We start from the raw sequence: 796 nt of genomic DNA on the forward strand, positions 1-796 counted from the left end.
GCGCAGCGCAGCGCTCTATCGCCTCGCCGTGCTCACCGGCAAGCCGCCCGCCGAGGCGCCCGCCGCGGTGCTCGCGTGTCAGGCGCCGCCCGAGCTCGACCGCCCGATCCCGGTCGGCGACGGCGCCTCGCTGCTCGCGCGCCGTCCCGACATCCGCCGCGCCGAACGCCAGCTCGCCGCCGCCGCGGCACGGGTCAACGTCGCGACCGCCGACCTCTATCCGAGCATCCGCCTCGGCGGCTCGGTCGGATCGACAGCATCGTCGATCTCGGGCCTCGGCTCGTCGGACGGTTTCCGCTTCTCGCTCGGCCCGCTGATCTCGTGGAGCTTCCCCAATATGGAGGTTGCGCGCTCGCGGCTGAAGCAGGCCGAGGCTGGTGCCGACGGCGCGCTTGCTACCTTCGACGGCGCGTGGCTCGCCGCCTTGCAGGAGAGCGAAAGCGCGCTCGCCAATTATGCCGGCGAACTCGACCGGCTCGCGGCGCTGCGCCGCGCGGCGACCGAGGCCGAGGATGCGGCACGCATCGCGCGGCTGCGCTATCAGGCGGGGCGCGAAAGCTTCCAGGTCGTGCTCGACACCGAACGCTCGCTCACCGCGATCCGCGCGAGCATCGCCCAGTCCGAACAGACGCGCGCGACGAACCTCGTCGCGCTGTTCCTCGCGCTGGGTGGCGGGTGGCAGGAACCCGAGGGTTGAGAGAGCAATAAAGCCCCTCCTCTTCAGGGGAGGGGTCGGGGTGGGGCCATCGGCCTTACGCAAGGTCCAGGACCCCACCCGCTGCGACTAACGAACAAG

At 71.9% G+C, this 796-nt stretch carries 1 protein-coding gene; it reads left to right on the forward strand.

Features of this window, described 5'->3' with window-relative positions; genetic code table 11:
• The coding region (locus tag B1A78_RS21920; protein WP_144037974.1) for a TolC family protein at window positions 1–697 on the forward strand (697 nt) is incomplete at its 5' end.
• Between the last annotated feature and the right edge of the window lie 99 nt (window positions 698–796).

The organism is Sphingopyxis sp. KK2 (assembly GCF_001990265.1).
Taxonomy (GTDB): domain Bacteria; phylum Pseudomonadota; class Alphaproteobacteria; order Sphingomonadales; family Sphingomonadaceae; genus Sphingopyxis.